Source organism: Lelliottia jeotgali, from assembly GCF_977070485.1.
Genome location: NZ_CDRVFO010000001.1, coordinates 151,468 through 164,864, shown reverse-complemented (window position 1 = coordinate 164,864; position 13,397 = coordinate 151,468). Strand labels below are relative to the sequence as shown.

Here is a 13,397-nt window from a genome sequence, read left to right as displayed (position 1 = left end):
TTTCCACCTGCGCATCCAGGCGCTCCACCGCGCTAGCGGTCGAAAAGAGATCCCCATGAAAGACACCATTCGCCAGCTGATCCAGCAAGCCCTCACCCAACTCGTCACCGACGGTGTGCTGCCTGAAGGGCTGTCGCCGGCGATCCAGGTGGAAAACGCCCGGGACAAGACACACGGCGACTTCGCCAGCAACATCGCGATGATGCTGGCCAAGCCGGCTGGCATGAAGCCGCGTGACCTGGCCGAAAAGCTGATTGCAGCCCTGCCGGCCAGTGCAGACATCAGCAAGGCCGAAATCGCAGGCCCAGGCTTTTTGAACTTCTTCCAGAACACCGACGCCTTGGCCAACCGCCTGGACGCCGCCCTGGCCGATGCACACCTGGGTGCGCGCAAGGCTGGCCCTGCGCAGAAGGTGGTGATCGATATGTCGGCACCGAACCTGGCCAAAGAGATGCACGTCGGCCACCTGCGATCCACCATCATCGGTGACAGCGTCGCCCGCGTGCTGGAATTCCTGGGCGACCAGGTCATCCGCCAGAACCACGTGGGCGACTGGGGTACTCAGTTCGGCATGCTGCTGGCCTATCTGGAAGAAAACCCGATCACCAGCGACGAGTTGTCTGACCTGGAGAACTTCTACCGCGCCGCCAAGAAGCGCTTCGACGAGTCCGAGGAATTCGCCACCCGCGCCCGCGGCCTGGTGGTCAAGCTGCAGGCCGGCGACCCGGACTGCATGGCCCTGTGGACGCGCTTCAAGGACATTTCGCTGTCGCACTGCCAGAAAACCTACGAGTTGCTCAACGTCAAACTGACCATGGCCGACGTGATGGGCGAAAGCGCCTATAACGCCGACCTCGCCAACGTGGTTGCCGACCTCAAGGCCAAAGGCCTGCTGGTCGAGGACCAAGGCGCCCAGTGCGTGTTCCTCGAAGAGTTCAAGAACAGCGAAGGCGAGCCATTGCCCGTGATCGTGCAGAAGGCCGACGGCGGCTACCTGTACGCCACCACCGACCTGGCTGCAGTGCGCTACCGCAGCAATGTGCTCAAGGCCGACCGCGCACTGTACTTCGTCGACCAGCGCCAGGCGCTGCACTTCAACCAGGTGTTCGAAGTGGCGCGCCGTGCCGGTTTCGTCGGGCACCCGATGCAGATGGAACACATGGGCTTCGGCACCATGAACGGCGCCGATGGCCGCCCGTTCAAGACCCGTGACGGCGGCACCGTGAAGCTGATCGACCTGCTCACCGAGGCCAAGGAGCGTGCCTACGCACTGGTCAAGGAGAAAAACCCGAGCCTGGCCGAGGACGAATTGCGCCACATCGGTGAAGTGGTCGGTATCGGCGCGGTGAAATACGCGGACTTGTCCAAGCACCGCACCAGCGACTACAGCTTCAACTTTGAGCTGATGCTCAACTTCGAAGGCAACACCGCGCCCTACCTGCTGTACGCCTACACCCGCGTGGCCGGCGTGTTCCGCAAGTTGGGCAAGGGCTTTGACGAGGTGGAAGGCCACATCGTCCTGCAGGCTGCCCACGAGCAGGACCTGGCTGCACGCCTGGCGCAATTCGGCGAAATCCTCAACAACGTCGCGGACAAGGGCACCCCGCACGTGTTGTGCACCTACCTGTACGACCTGGCCGGCCTGTTCTCCAGCTTCTACGAGAATTGCCCGATCCTCGCCGCCGAAACCCCCGAGCAGCAGCAGAGCCGTCTGCGCCTGGCGGCCCTGACGGGTCGCACCCTGAAGCAAGGTCTGGAACTGCTCGGCCTGGAAACCCTGGAGCGCATGTAAGTTGGCCGCCAAGAAAAAACCAGCTCCCAAGCGCGGTGCAAGCCGCACCCAGGCACCGGCCAAACAGCCGATCCCCGGTTGGATATGGTTGGCGGTCGGCCTGACGGTCGGCGCCTTCATCGTCTTTCTGATGAAGCTCGAGCCTGGCGGTGGCGATATCAAGCGCGCCAAGCCCGAGCAGCAGAAGCCCGAGAAAGTTGCCGAGGCGGGCAAGTCCACGGCGGCCACGACGCAGCAGCCGGTAAAGCCCAAGTATGACTTCTACACTCTGCTGCCCGAGTCGGAAGTGATCGTGCCGCCAGAAGCCGTGCCTGAGAAGACGCCGCCTGTCCCAGCCCAGCCGGTGACTCCGGTCACACCTGCCGAAGCGGCGAAAATCGACACTGCGCGCGCCCAGGCTGCACTGTTGGGCCAGACGCCACCCCCGGCTCCGCCAGTGATCAAGCCTGCGGCCACCACGCAATACTTCCTTCAGGCCGGGTCGTTCCGTAAACAGGCCGACGCCGACAAGGTGCGGGCGCAGATCATCCTGCTGGGCCAGACGGTGAAGGTGGAGTCGGGCACGGTCAAGGATGAAACCTGGTACCGCGTGCTGGTCGGCCCATACAGCAACCGTGAACAGTTGACCGGTGCGCAGAAGCAGCTGGCCGGAGCGGGGTTCAGTAACCTGCTACTGCAGCAGCGGCAGACCCGCCAGTAACGAAAAAGGCCTTGTCGCTCTGCGTGACAAGGCCTTTTTTGTGCTCAACGGCGTTTGGCGTTGGCCTGGGAAACCTGACTGTTCAGCGTCCAGAAGTCATACAGCACACCCACCAGGAACAGGCCACCGGTGAAGAAGTAGATGATCGCGGTGATCCACTTGCCCTGGTACAGGCGATGCACGCCAAAAATACCGAGGAAGGTCAGCAGTATCCAGGCAATGTTGTAGTCGATGCGTCCAGACTGGAAGCGCAAGTCGGCCTCCCGGTCCATCGACGGAATCAGGAACAGGTCGATCAGCCAGCCTATGCCGAGCAGACCCAGGGTGAAGAACCAGATCGTCCCGGTAATCGGCTTGCCGTAGTAGAAACGATGCGAACCAGTGAAGCCGAAAATCCACAACAGATAGCCGATGACCTTGCTGTGGGTGTCGTGAAACGGCGCCCCGCTTTCATAGCTGTTCATTCATAGCCCCCATGGCTTAGCCGAAAATTTTCTAAAAAAAAATGTGACTTTTGCGGTGCAGGCCGACGTACGGCAGCATGACAATCGACCAACGGATCAGAAATTGATCAAAAAGCTGTTATAAAGTTGCGCGCCAACACCAAAACCAACATCAAAACTTCACAAGAGCTTCATCTATGCCGCCTTTGTTAAAGACATGGCTGACCCTCTGCCTATTATTGCCCCTGGCCGCCCACGCCACCAACCGTGAGCAACGTCTTCCCAATGGTTTCACCGGCTATACCACCAATGCCACGGTGAAACACGCGCCGAGCAAGCACACCGCGATGCGTGCACGCGCCAATAACGCTGGTCAGGTTCATAACCTGCCGGTCGCCGCCATGTCGCCGAAACAGAGCAGCGATGTGCTAAGCCGCGCCGTGAACGTGCTCGGTACCCCTTATGTTTGGGGCGGCAGCAGCCCTAAAAAAGGCTTCGACTGCAGCGGGCTGGTCAAGTACGCCTTCAACGATGTGGCTGATGTCGACTTGCCGCGCACCTCCAATGCCATGGCCCAGGGCCACGGCGTGAAGGTGGCTAAAAGCGATCTGAAGCCTGGCGACCTGATCTTCTTCAACATCAAGAGCCGGCGCGTCAACCACGTAGCCATCTACCTGGGCAACGATCGCTTCATCCACGCACCGCGCCGCGGCAAGCGGGTGAGCATCGACAACCTGAGCAAACCTTACTGGCAGAAGCACTATGTCGTGGCCAAGCGGGTGTTGCCGAAGGCGCCGCAGCAGTTGGCCCTGGCCAAGCGCTAACCTGGCCAGTTCACCCATGGATTGCTGGGGCCACTGCTATACGGCCCCGATCAAACCTTCGGTCTTCAATCGCTGCAACGCCCCCTCCATCGTCCGCATTCCTTGCGCAGCCCCCGTCTGCATCACCGAATTCAATTGTGCCATACGCCCCTCGCGGATCAGGTTGCGCACCGCAGGCGTAGCCACCAGCACCTCCCGGGCGGCCACCCGCCCACCCCCCACACCCTTGACCAGCACCTGTGCAACCACCATACGCAGTGACTCCGCCAACATCGCCCGCATCAGCGGTTTCTCCTCGGCGGCAAACACTTCCACCAGCCGGTCGACACTGCCAGCAGCCGAGCGCGTATGCACCGTTGCCAGCACCAGGTGCCCGGTCTCCGCGGCCCGCAACGCCAGGCGAATCGTCTCCAGGTCGCGCAATTCGCCTATGACGATCACATCTGGGTCCTGACGCAGCGCGCTGCGCAACCCTTGCGAAAAGTCACGGCAGTGCCGACCGATCTCACGCTGATTGACAAGGCTTCGCTCGCTGCTGTGGATAACTTCGACTGGGTCTTCGAGGGTGATGATGTGCAAGGAGCGCTGGCGGTTCAACTGATCGATCAGGGTAGCCATAGTGCTGGATTTACCGCTGCCGGTAGGCCCGCCGACCAGAATCAGACCGTCAGTCCAATGTGCAACAGACCGAAACACATCTTCCAGGCCGAGCTCGTCGAGTGTCGCAATCCGCTTCGGGATCAAGCGAAAGGTGGCCGCCGGGCCATTCAACTGGCGAAAGAGGTTTAGACGAAAGCGCCCGAGCGAGGGCAGATCCAGTGCCAGGTCCTGCTCATCACCTTGCGCCCACCGCTGGCGCTGGCCCTCATCGAGCAGCGGCGCCAGGGCATCGCTCAACGCCACGGGCGTCACGCTCGGTAGCGCCATGCGCCGCAGTTCGCCATCCACGCGTAGCATTGGTATCTCGCCCGCGGCCAGGTGCAGGTCACTCGCCCCTGCATCGCCAGCCCGGGCCAACAGGTCAGTCACGTCCATGAGACTCCCCAACGGCCATCAAGCAGGTAGAATGCCGCAGACTCCTGAGCCAACGGCATCGATCCATGTCCACCATAGCAGACAACCTTTGCGCCCTTGCCGCACGTATCGATAGCGCAGCCAAGGCCGCCGGACGCGACCCGGCCAGCCTTCATCTGCTGGCAGTCAGTAAGACCAAACCGGCTAGTGCCATCCGCGAGCTGCATGCCGCAGGCGTTTGTGATGTCGGTGAAAACTACCTGCAGGAGGCCCTGGCCAAACAGGACGACCTGCGGGACTTGCCCTTGATCTGGCACTTCATCGGCCCCATTCAGTCGAACAAGACCAAAGCCATTGCCGAGCATTTCGACTGGGTACACTCCGTGGACCGCCTGAAGATCGCCCAACGCCTGTCCGAACAGCGCCCCAAAGACCTGCCACCTCTGAACATCTGCCTGCAGGTGAATGTCAGCGGCGAAGAAAGCAAATCCGGCTGCGCCCCCGAGGACCTGCCGGCACTGGCCAATGCCGTGGCCGTACTGCCCAACCTGCGCCTGCGCGGGCTGATGGCGATCCCCGAACCCAGCGAAGACCGCGCCGAGCAAGAAGCCGCCTTCGCCAGCCTGCGGCAGTTGCAGGAGGGCCTGAATCTTGGCCTTGATACCCTGTCCATGGGCATGAGCCACGACCTGGAAGCCGCGATCGCGCAGGGTGCGACCTGGGTGCGTATCGGCACCGCCCTGTTCGGCGCCCGCAGCTACGGCCCCGCCTGATTCCATGCTTTACTCACTCTTTCCCTCAAGGACCTGACATGAGCAAGACACGTATTGCCTTCATCGGCGCCGGCAACATGGCTGCCAGCCTGATCGGCGGCCTGCGCGCCCAGGGCCTGGACGCCACGCAGATCCGCGCCAGCGATCCAGGCGCCGAGACCCGCACCCGGGTCCAGGCCGAGCACGGTATCGAGGTATTCGAAGACAACGCACAGGCCATCGCCGGGGCCGACGTGATCGTCCTGGCAGTCAAACCGCAGGTGATGAAAACCGTCTGCGAGGCCCTGCAGCCGAACCTGCAGGATGGCCAACTGATCGTTTCGATTGCCGCCGGCATCACCTGCGCCAGCCTGCAGGCCTGGCTCGGGGCCCGCCCGGTAGTGCGTTGCATGCCCAACACGCCGGCCCTGCTGCGCCAAGGCGTAAGCGGGCTGTATGCCACCGCCGAAGTGAGCAGCACACAGCACCAGCAGGCCGAGCAGCTGCTATCGGCCGTGGGCACCGCCTTGTGGCTTGAGCATGAACACCAGCTCGATGCCGTGACAGCTGTCTCGGGCAGCGGGCCGGCCTATTTCTTCCTGCTGATCGAAGCCATGACTGCCGCTGGCGAGAAGCTTGGCCTGCCACGCGAAACCGCTACCCAGCTGACCCTGCAGACCGCACTGGGTGCCGCGCACATGGCGGTGGCCAGTGACGTTGACGCCGCCGAGCTGCGTCGCCGGGTCACTTCGCCAGCCGGCACCACAGAGGCTGCAATCAAGTCGTTCCAGAGCAACGGTTTCGAAGCCATCGTCGAGCAGGCACTGGCAGCCGCGGCGAAGCGTTCTGCCGAGCTGGCCGAGCAATTGGGCAAATAAGGAGTATTAGATGAATGCATTGTCCGGCGCCGCGATCTTCGTGGTGCAAACCTTGGTCAGCCTGTACCTGGTGATCGTCCTGCTGCGCTTCGTGCTGCAGTTGGTAAAGGCCAACTTCTACAACCCGCTGTGCCAGTTCGCGGTGCGCGCCACGCAGCCGCTGCTCAAGCCGATCCGGCGCATCATCCCAAGCGTCGGCGGCCTGGATACCTCGTCGCTGCTGCTGGCGGTGGTGATCCAGGCTCTGCTGATGGGCTTCGTGCTGATGGTGACCTACGGCACCTTCGGCGATGTGCTGCACCTGCTGATGTGGGCGATCATCGGCATCACCTCGCTGTTCCTGAAGATTTTCTGGGTCGCGATGATCGTTATGGTGATCGTGTCCTGGGTTGCGCCGAACAGCCACAATCCGGCGGCCGAGCTGGCCTACCAGATCAGCGAACCAGTGCTGGCGCCGTTCCGTCGCATTGTGCCCAACTTGGGCGGCATGGACATTTCGCCGATCTTCGCCTTCATCGCGATCCAGGTGCTCCAGTCGTTTGTCATGCCACCGCTGGCAGCCTATGCCGGCATGCCACAAGAACTGTGGCGGATGATCTGACCCCTGTTGTTCCCAGCGGCAAGCCTTTGCTTGCCGCTGGGGGTAGCGCTCTTTAGACTTACGCCTCCGTCAAGCGTGAGCAGGGTCGATGTCCACTGTCCTTCCCGAAGATTCCGTCGGTCTGGTTACACCGCAAACAGCCCGTTTCGATGAACCGCTGGCCCTGGCCTGTGGCCGTTCTCTGGCCAGCTACGAGCTGGTTTACGAGACCTATGGCAGCCTGAATGCCAGCGCAAGCAATGCTGTGCTGATCTGCCATGCCCTGTCTGGCCATCACCACGCGGCCGGCTACCACGCCACCACCGACCGCAAGCCCGGCTGGTGGGACAGCTGCATCGGCCCCGGCAAGCCGATCGACACCAACCGTTTCTTCGTGGTCAGCCTGAACAACCTCGGTGGCTGCAACGGCAGCACCGGCCCCAGCAGCGTCAACCCCGCCACCGGCAAGCCGTATGGCGCAGATTTCCCGGTACTGACCGTTGAAGACTGGGTACACAGCCAGGCACGTCTGGCCGATCGCTTGGGCATCCGGCAGTGGGCGGCCATTGTCGGCGGTAGCCTCGGCGGCATGCAGGCCCTGCAATGGACCATGACCTACCCCGACCGCGTGCGCCACTGCGTCGACATCGCCTCGGCACCGAAGTTGTCGGCCCAGAACATTGCTTTCAACGAAGTGGCGCGCCAAGCCATCCTCACCGACCCCGAATTCCACGGCGGCTCGTTCCAGGACCAAGGCGTGATCCCCAAGCGTGGCCTGATGCTGGCGCGCATGGTCGGGCATATCACCTACCTGTCCGACGACTCGATGGGTGAAAAGTTTGGCCGGGAGCTCAAGAGCGACAAGCTCAATTACGACTTCCACAGCGTCGAATTCCAGGTCGAGAGCTACCTGCGCTATCAGGGCGAAGAATTCTCTGGCCGCTTCGACGCCAACACCTACCTGCTGATGACCAAGGCGCTGGATTACTTCGACCCGGCGGCGGCCAATGGCGGCGACCTGGCCGCGACCCTGGCCCACGTCACAGCCGACTACTGCATCATGTCGTTCACCACAGACTGGCGCTTCTCGCCGGCCCGCTCGCGCGAGATCGTCGATGCCCTCATGGCAGCACGCAAGAACGTCTGTTACCTGGAAATCGACTCCCCTTACGGGCACGATGCCTTCCTGATCCCCACGCCTCGCTACATGCAGGGTTTCGCGAACTACATGAACCGCATCGCCATCTGAGGACAGCATGAGAGCCGATCTGGAAATCATCCACGACTGGATTCCCGCCGGCAGCCGGGTACTCGACCTGGGCTGCGGCAGTGGCGAGCTGCTGGCCTCGCTGCGTGATCGCAAGCAGGTCACCGGCTACGGCCTGGAGATCGACCCCGACAACATCGCCGCCTGTGTGGCCAAAGGCGTCAACGTCATCGAACAGGACCTGGACAAAGGCCTGGGCAACTTCGCCAGCAACAGCTTTGACGTAGTGATCATGACCCAGGCCCTGCAGGCCGTGGAGTACCCTGACCGCATCCTCGACGAGATGCTGCGGGTGGGCCGCCAGTGCATCATCACCTTCCCCAACTTCGGCCACTGGCGTTGCCGCTGGTACCTGGCGACCAAAGGCCGCATGCCGGTTTCGGACTTCATGCCGTACACCTGGTACAACACGCCGAACATCCACTTCTGCACCTTTGCCGACTTCGAGCAGCTGTGCCATGAGCGCCGCGCCAAGGTCCTGGACCGTCTGGCGGTCGACCACTTGCACCGCAATGGGTGGGGCGGCCGGCTTTGGCCTAATCTGTTAGGGGAAATCGGCATTTATCGCGTCAGTAGCCCAGGCCTGCAGGAGCACCAGCTCGCGGTCTGACGCCCAGCAGAGGAATCGCACCATGCGTCGCCTAGCCCTGTTTCTGATCAGCTTGTGCCTGGCACTGCCGGTACTGGCTGCCGATGCCGCCAAACCCGAGCGCAAGGAAGTGTTCGGCGATGTGACGGTGCACTACAGCGCCTTCACCTCCAGCATGTTGCAGCCGGACGTTGCCGCCGCCACAGGGCTTGTCCGCAGCAAGAATCAGGGGGTGCTCAACATCGCCGTGCTCAAGGCCAGCAAACCCGCCATGGCGGTGGTCAGCGGCACGGTAAAAGACCTCACCGGGCGCAGCAACCCGTTGTCGTTCAAGCAGATTACCGATCGAGGCGCGATCTACTACATCGCCCAGTTCAAGATCGAACAGGCCGAGACGCTGACCTTCGACCTGAATGTCGAAACCGGCGGGGTCAGCCATAAACTCAGCTTCAACCAGGAAGTGTTCCCAGGCGAATGATGAATCTCCAGCAACTCGTATTGGCCAGCCACAATGCCGGCAAACTCAAGGAACTCCAGGCCATGCTCGGCCAGGCCGTGCAACTGCGCTCGATCGGTGAGTTCAGCCAGGTAGAACCCGAAGAAACCGGCCTGTCGTTCGTCGAGAACGCCATCCTCAAGGCGCGCAATGCCGCACGCATCTCCGGGTTGCCGGCGCTGGCCGACGACTCTGGCCTGGCGGTCGACTTCCTCGGTGGCGCGCCAGGCATCTACTCGGCGCGTTATGCCGACGGCAAAGGCGATGCGGCAAACAACGCCAAACTGCTCGAAGCACTCAAGGATGTACCGCAAGATCAGCGCGGCGCCCAGTTTGTCTGTGTACTGGCACTGGTACGCCATGCCGACGATCCACTGCCCATCCTCTGCGAAGGCCTGTGGCATGGGCGCATCATGTGCGAAGCCAGCGGCGAACAAGGCTTTGGCTATGACCCGCTGTTCTGGGTGCCTGAGCGCAACTGCTCGAGCGCCGACCTCGCGCCTGCCGACAAGAACCAGCTCAGCCACCGCGCCCGCGCCATGGCTCTGCTGCGCCAACGTCTGGGCCTGGCATGATCGAACTGTTGTCTACCCAGCCGCGCCAGCCTGGCGTGGCGGGTTTCGCCACGCTGCCACCTTTGGCACTGTACATCCACATTCCGTGGTGCGTGCGCAAATGCCCTTACTGCGACTTCAACTCCCATGCGGCTGGGCCTGATCTTCCGGAAGAGGCCTATGTCGATGCCCTGCTGACCGACCTCGACCAAGAGCTGCCTGCTGTTCAGGGAAGGCCAATATCATCGATCTTCTTCGGCGGCGGCACCCCTAGCCTGTTCAGCGCCAATGCCCTTGGCAGGCTGCTGCGCGGCGTGGAGCAACGCATCCCCTTCGAGCCGGACATCGAGATCACCCTGGAAGCCAACCCCGGGACGTTCGAGCAGGAGAAATTCAAGGCGTACCGGCAAACGGGCATCAATCGTCTGTCGATTGGCGTACAGAGCTTCCAGCCGGCCAAACTGCAAGCGCTGGGGCGCATCCACAATGGCGACGAAGCAATCCGCGCAGCGGACATGGCCCGGGCAGCCGGCTTCGACAACTTCAACATGGACCTGATGCACGGCCTGCCAGATCAGTCGCTGAACGATGCGTTGGGTGACTTGCGCCAGGCCATCGACCTGGGGCCAACGCACCTGTCCTGGTACCAACTGACCGTGGAGCCAAACACGGTGTTCTGGAACCAACCGCCGGAACTGCCCGAGGACGACATTCTTTGGGACATTCAGGAGGCCGGCCAGGCACTGATGGCGGCCCACGGCTACAAGCAGTATGAGGTTTCGGCCTATGCCCAGCCTGGGCGTGCCGCCAAGCACAACCTGAACTACTGGCGCTTTGGCGATTTCATCGGCATCGGCGCCGGCGCCCACGGTAAGCAGACCTTTGCCGACGGCCGCATCCTGCGCACCTGGAAGACCCGCCTGCCCAAGGACTACCTGAACCTGGCCAAGCCGTTCAAGGCCGGCGAGAAGCTGCTGCCGGTGGACGAGCTGCCGTTCGAGTTCTTGATGAACGCACTGCGCCTGACAGATGGCGTGGAAGCCGAGCTGTTCAGCCAGCGTACCGGCTTGCCGCTGGTGCAACTGGCTGAGGCCCGCCGCGCCGCCGAACAAAAAGGGCTTTTGCAGGTCGAACCGGATCGGCTGGTGGCCACGCCACGCGGCCAGTTGTTCCTCAATGACCTGCTGCAGTATTTCTTGACCTAAGGATGACCCATGGATCTGGTACTTGACCTGCTGGCAACGGTTTCTCGCTGGAGCCGTAGCAACCTGTCTGAGATTTCGCTGGCCTTGGTAGGCTGCCTGCTGGTGCTGTTTGGCACCGACATCAAGGGCTGGGTGGAACAACGGCTAGGCGGCCTGGCAGGTGCCCTGAGGGTTCCATTCATGGCGCTGCTGGTGATGATCGGCAGCGGCGCGGCGCTGATTTATGCCACGCCGTGGGTGGTGAAGGGGCTGAGCCAGTTCAACAACTACGCGTTGGCGCCGGTGCTGTTGGTGGTGCTGGTGTTGATTGGCGTGGTCGCTGATCGGCGGGGGTAAAGCTCACTGGAAGCTGCCCCGCAGAACCAGGGCAGCTCTACCACTCGACTGCCCATTGCAGGGAGTCACCGAGGCAGTCAGGCATGCCCACCTCGGCCTTGATTACAAACAAGCCCCGGAGGGCTTGCATAGGCGGCTCAGCGCAACATCGAAAGGCTCAGACAGCCAATCAACCCACCTTCTCGAACTTCAAATCCCAAACTCCATGTCCCAAGCGCTCACCACGGCGCTCGAACTTGGTGATCGGACGCTCTTCGGGACGCGGCACATAAGCCCCGTCCGCTGCCAGGTTTCGGTACCCCGGGGCCGCGCTCATTACTTCCAGCATGTATTCGGCATACGGTTCCCAGTCGGTGGCCATATGGAATATGCCTCCCGGCTTGAGCTTGCGACGCACCAGCTCGGCGAACTCCAACTGCACGATACGACGCTTGTGGTGGCGCGCCTTGTGCCATGGGTCGGGGAAGAACAGCATCAAGCGGTCGAGGCTGTTATCGGCCACACAGCGGTTGAGCACTTCAATGGCGTCGCAATCGTACACCCGCAGGTTTTTCAGACCCTCGGTCAGCACGCCGTTAAGCAGCGCGCCGACACCCGGGCGGTGCACTTCAACACCGATGAAGTCTTGTTCAGGTGCAGCAGCGGCCATTTCCAACAGGGAATGGCCCATGCCGAAGCCGATCTCCAGGGTGCGCGGCGCCGAACGACCGAACACCTGGTCATAGTCCACCGGGCTTTCGGCCAGCGGCAGGATATACAGCGGGCCGCCTTGGTCCAGGCCTCGTTGCTGGCCTTCGGTCATGCGCCCGGCGCGCATCACGAAACTCTTGATGCGGCGGTGTGGGCGCGCTTCGCCGTCGGTGGTGATCGGCGTATCTTGCGATTCAGTCATCAGTAGCTCTTACTTGATCAGACCATCCAGCGGCGAAGACGCGCTGGCATAGAGTTTCTTCGGCATGCGCCCGGCGAGGTAGGCCATGCGCCCAGCGACGATTGCGTGTTTCATGGCCTCGGCCATCAGCACCGGCTGCTGGGCGTGGGCGATAGCCGAGTTCATAAGCACCGCTTCACAGCCCATTTCCATGGCGATGGTTGCATCGGAGGCGGTACCCACGCCTGCATCGACCAGCACCGGCACCTTGGATTCTTCCAGGATGATCTGCAGGTTGTACGGGTTGCAGATACCCAGGCCAGTGCCGATAAGGCCGGCCAGCGGCATGACCGCGATGCAGCCAGCTTCGGCCAGCTGACGAGCAATGATCGGATCATCACTTGTATAGACCATCACGTCGAAGCCATCCTTGACCAGTACTTCGGCGGCCTTCAGGGTTTCGATCACGTTGGGGAACAGGGTCTTCTGGTCTGCCAGGACTTCCAGCTTGACCAGGTTATGACCATCGAGCAATTCACGGGCCAGACGGCAGGTGCGCACCGCTTCTACGGCGTCATAGCAGCCGGCGGTGTTCGGCAGAATGGTGTAACGGTCCGGTGGCAGCACGTCGAGCAGGTTCGGCTCGCCCGGGTTCTGGCCTAGGTTGGTGCGGCGCACGGCGACAGTGACGATTTCGGCGCCCGAGGCCTCGATGGCCAGGCGGGTTTCTTCCATGTCACGGTACTTGCCGGTGCCGACCAGCAGGCGCGACTGGAAAGTACGCCCGGCCAGGGTAAAGGGCTTGTCGCTACGAACGTTGCTCATCAAAGATCCTCTGGAAAAGGTTGCTGGGCTTGCAGGTGAATCGCCAGGCCGGAATCAGCCGCCACCGATGGCGTGGACCACTTCGACCTGGTCGCCGTCATTGAGCTGCGTGCTGTCGTGCTGACTGCGCGGCACGATATCCAGGTTCAATTCCACTGCCACCCGGCGCCCGGTCAGCTCCAGGCGGGTCAGCAGCGCCGCGACGCTTTCGCCCGCGGGCAATTCATAGGGTTCACCGTTCAATTGAATGCGCATGCGCACGGCCACCATT

At 62.1% G+C, this 13,397-nt stretch carries 17 protein-coding genes; 12 read left to right on the top strand and 5 right to left on the bottom strand.

Going from position 1 to position 13,397, the window contains the following annotated elements; all coding sequences use genetic code 11:
• Nucleotides 1-55 precede the first annotated feature (55 nt).
• Nucleotides 56-1,792, top strand: a complete 1,737-nt coding sequence (argS, locus tag ACW4TB_RS00800) for an arginine--tRNA ligase (RefSeq protein ID WP_012312319.1) — start codon at nt 56-58, stop codon at nt 1,790-1,792.
• 1 nt (nt 1,793) lies between these two features.
• Nucleotides 1,794-2,492 (top strand): SPOR domain-containing protein, encoded by a 699-nt coding sequence (locus ACW4TB_RS00795; protein WP_012312318.1) that lies wholly within the window; start codon nt 1,794-1,796, stop codon nt 2,490-2,492.
• 44 nt (nt 2,493-2,536) lie between these two features.
• On the opposite strand, the gene ACW4TB_RS00790 is transcribed toward ACW4TB_RS00795, so the two are convergent.
• Nucleotides 2,537-2,956, bottom strand: a complete 420-nt coding sequence (locus tag ACW4TB_RS00790) for a TM2 domain-containing protein (protein ID WP_279929276.1) — start codon at nt 2,954-2,956, stop codon at nt 2,537-2,539.
• A gap of 176 nt (nt 2,957-3,132) precedes the next feature.
• Between ACW4TB_RS00790 and ACW4TB_RS00785 the strand changes: the two genes are divergently transcribed.
• A complete protein-coding gene (locus tag ACW4TB_RS00785; RefSeq protein ID WP_012312316.1) occupies nt 3,133-3,759 on the top strand; it encodes a C40 family peptidase in 627 nt (208 codons plus the stop codon).
• Nucleotides 3,760-3,795: 36 nt separating this feature from the next.
• Here the strand turns inward: ACW4TB_RS00785 and ACW4TB_RS00780 are convergent, their stop codons facing one another.
• Nucleotides 3,796-4,794 carry a type IV pilus twitching motility protein PilT gene (locus ACW4TB_RS00780; protein WP_012312315.1) on the bottom strand — a complete coding sequence of 333 codons (999 nt, stop codon included), beginning with the start codon at nt 4,792-4,794 and terminating at the stop codon, nt 3,796-3,798.
• Between the two features lie 65 nt (nt 4,795-4,859).
• On the opposite strand from ACW4TB_RS00780, the gene ACW4TB_RS00775 reads away from it, so the two are divergent.
• From ACW4TB_RS00775 to ACW4TB_RS00735, 9 genes are all read left to right on the top strand, one after another.
• On the top strand, nt 4,860-5,546 hold the full coding sequence (locus tag ACW4TB_RS00775) for a YggS family pyridoxal phosphate-dependent enzyme (protein WP_012312314.1): 687 nt from the start codon (nt 4,860-4,862) through the stop codon (nt 5,544-5,546).
• A gap of 38 nt (nt 5,547-5,584) precedes the next feature.
• Nucleotides 5,585-6,403, top strand: coding sequence for a pyrroline-5-carboxylate reductase (gene proC / locus ACW4TB_RS00770; RefSeq protein ID WP_012312313.1), 819 nt, complete (start codon nt 5,585-5,587; stop codon nt 6,401-6,403).
• A 10-nt stretch (nt 6,404-6,413) separates the two neighbouring features.
• Nucleotides 6,414-7,004: a YggT family protein gene (locus ACW4TB_RS00765; RefSeq protein ID WP_012312312.1), complete on the top strand. Its 591-nt coding sequence runs from the start codon at nt 6,414-6,416 to the stop codon at nt 7,002-7,004.
• A gap of 88 nt (nt 7,005-7,092) precedes the next feature.
• Nucleotides 7,093-8,232: a homoserine O-succinyltransferase MetX gene (gene metX / locus ACW4TB_RS00760; protein ID WP_012312311.1), complete on the top strand. Its 1,140-nt coding sequence runs from the start codon at nt 7,093-7,095 to the stop codon at nt 8,230-8,232.
• Between the two features lie 7 nt (nt 8,233-8,239).
• Nucleotides 8,240-8,860 carry a methionine biosynthesis protein MetW gene (gene metW / locus ACW4TB_RS00755; RefSeq protein ID WP_012312310.1) on the top strand — a complete coding sequence of 207 codons (621 nt, stop codon included), beginning with the start codon at nt 8,240-8,242 and terminating at the stop codon, nt 8,858-8,860.
• Between the two features lie 22 nt (nt 8,861-8,882).
• On the top strand, nt 8,883-9,317 hold the full coding sequence (locus ACW4TB_RS00750; protein WP_012312309.1) for a DUF4426 domain-containing protein: 435 nt from the start codon (nt 8,883-8,885) through the stop codon (nt 9,315-9,317).
• Complete coding sequence (rdgB, locus tag ACW4TB_RS00745) at nt 9,317-9,910, top strand: RdgB/HAM1 family non-canonical purine NTP pyrophosphatase (protein WP_455842879.1); 594 nt, start codon at nt 9,317-9,319, stop codon at nt 9,908-9,910. The genes ACW4TB_RS00750 and rdgB overlap by 1 nt, the downstream gene beginning before the upstream one ends.
• Nucleotides 9,907-11,094 carry a radical SAM family heme chaperone HemW gene (hemW, locus tag ACW4TB_RS00740; protein WP_254467020.1) on the top strand — a complete coding sequence of 396 codons (1,188 nt, stop codon included), beginning with the start codon at nt 9,907-9,909 and terminating at the stop codon, nt 11,092-11,094. The genes rdgB and hemW overlap by 4 nt, the downstream gene beginning before the upstream one ends.
• A gap of 9 nt (nt 11,095-11,103) precedes the next feature.
• Nucleotides 11,104-11,430: a DUF3392 domain-containing protein gene (locus tag ACW4TB_RS00735; protein ID WP_003257821.1), complete on the top strand. Its 327-nt coding sequence runs from the start codon at nt 11,104-11,106 to the stop codon at nt 11,428-11,430.
• Between the two features lie 169 nt (nt 11,431-11,599).
• On the opposite strand, the gene trmB is transcribed toward ACW4TB_RS00735, so the two are convergent.
• From trmB to thiS, 3 genes are read right to left on the bottom strand one after another with little or no spacing between them, the layout of a single operon-like run.
• Nucleotides 11,600-12,322, bottom strand: coding sequence for a tRNA (guanosine(46)-N7)-methyltransferase TrmB (trmB, locus tag ACW4TB_RS00730; protein ID WP_012312306.1), 723 nt, complete (start codon nt 12,320-12,322; stop codon nt 11,600-11,602).
• Nucleotides 12,323-12,331: 9 nt separating this feature from the next.
• On the bottom strand, nt 12,332-13,126 hold the full coding sequence (gene thiG / locus ACW4TB_RS00725) for a thiazole synthase (protein ID WP_008092966.1): 795 nt from the start codon (nt 13,124-13,126) through the stop codon (nt 12,332-12,334).
• Nucleotides 13,127-13,180: 54 nt separating this feature from the next.
• The gene (gene thiS, locus ACW4TB_RS00720) at nt 13,181-13,381 is read right to left on the bottom strand and encodes a sulfur carrier protein ThiS (RefSeq protein WP_012312305.1); all 201 of its coding nucleotides are present in this window, start codon (nt 13,379-13,381) and stop codon (nt 13,181-13,183) included.
• Between the last annotated feature and the right edge of the window lie 16 nt (nt 13,382-13,397).

Excerpts from the sequence above, each read along its gene's own strand:
- argS (WP_012312319.1), top strand. The coding sequence starts at position 56 with ATGAAAGACACCATTCGCCAGCTGATCCAGCAAGCCCTCACCCAACTC.
- ACW4TB_RS00790 (WP_279929276.1), bottom strand. The coding sequence starts at position 2,956 with ATGAACAGCTATGAAAGCGGGGCGCCGTTTCACGACACCCACAGCAAG.
- ACW4TB_RS00785 (WP_012312316.1), top strand. The coding sequence starts at position 3,133 with ATGCCGCCTTTGTTAAAGACATGGCTGACCCTCTGCCTATTATTGCCC.
- ACW4TB_RS00780 (WP_012312315.1), bottom strand. The coding sequence starts at position 4,794 with ATGGACGTGACTGACCTGTTGGCCCGGGCTGGCGATGCAGGGGCGAGT.
- ACW4TB_RS00775 (WP_012312314.1), top strand. The coding sequence starts at position 4,860 with ATGTCCACCATAGCAGACAACCTTTGCGCCCTTGCCGCACGTATCGAT.
- proC (WP_012312313.1), top strand. The coding sequence starts at position 5,585 with ATGAGCAAGACACGTATTGCCTTCATCGGCGCCGGCAACATGGCTGCC.
- ACW4TB_RS00765 (WP_012312312.1), top strand. The coding sequence starts at position 6,414 with ATGAATGCATTGTCCGGCGCCGCGATCTTCGTGGTGCAAACCTTGGTC.
- metX (WP_012312311.1), top strand. The coding sequence starts at position 7,093 with ATGTCCACTGTCCTTCCCGAAGATTCCGTCGGTCTGGTTACACCGCAA.
- metW (WP_012312310.1), top strand. The coding sequence starts at position 8,240 with ATGAGAGCCGATCTGGAAATCATCCACGACTGGATTCCCGCCGGCAGC.
- ACW4TB_RS00750 (WP_012312309.1), top strand. The coding sequence starts at position 8,883 with ATGCGTCGCCTAGCCCTGTTTCTGATCAGCTTGTGCCTGGCACTGCCG.
- rdgB (WP_455842879.1), top strand. The coding sequence starts at position 9,317 with ATGAATCTCCAGCAACTCGTATTGGCCAGCCACAATGCCGGCAAACTC.
- hemW (WP_254467020.1), top strand. The coding sequence starts at position 9,907 with ATGATCGAACTGTTGTCTACCCAGCCGCGCCAGCCTGGCGTGGCGGGT.
- ACW4TB_RS00735 (WP_003257821.1), top strand. The coding sequence starts at position 11,104 with ATGGATCTGGTACTTGACCTGCTGGCAACGGTTTCTCGCTGGAGCCGT.
- trmB (WP_012312306.1), bottom strand. The coding sequence starts at position 12,322 with ATGACTGAATCGCAAGATACGCCGATCACCACCGACGGCGAAGCGCGC.
- thiG (WP_008092966.1), bottom strand. The coding sequence starts at position 13,126 with ATGAGCAACGTTCGTAGCGACAAGCCCTTTACCCTGGCCGGGCGTACT.
- thiS (WP_012312305.1), bottom strand. The coding sequence starts at position 13,381 with ATGCGCATTCAATTGAACGGTGAACCCTATGAATTGCCCGCGGGCGAA.